Origin of the sequence: Paraburkholderia sp. SIMBA_054 (genome assembly GCF_046534875.1) — a bacterium.
Taxonomy (GTDB): Bacteria; Pseudomonadota; Gammaproteobacteria; order Burkholderiales; family Burkholderiaceae; genus Paraburkholderia; species Paraburkholderia hospita.
On sequence record NZ_JAWRXV010001912.1, the window covers coordinates 1 to 228 of the forward strand.

Sequence of the window (228 nt, forward strand, 5' to 3'; positions counted from 1 at the left end):
CACCTGTCAATTGGGCAGTTCAGAATAAAGGATTTTCCCGAAATCGTTTCGCGGGATTTCCTCGATCGCCACCACTTTAAAGCCTTTTAAGTTTAATGTTCCCTTAATTATTTTTTTAATTTGATCCTGGTCTTCCTTTACTGTGTAAATGAATAATTTATCATCCGTTCCCGCACAGACGCATTCGTGCCCGTGCTCATTCAAAAGCCCTTCGACTTCATCCAAACT

The 228-nt window shown here is 40.8% G+C and carries 1 protein-coding gene; it reads right to left on the reverse strand.

The window, feature by feature from the left end; translation table 11 throughout:
* Positions 1–6: 6 nt before the first annotated feature.
* Positions 7–228, reverse strand: a 222-nt coding sequence (locus SB822_RS61705; RefSeq protein WP_410859751.1) for a hypothetical protein, incomplete at its 5' end; no start/stop codon positions are given.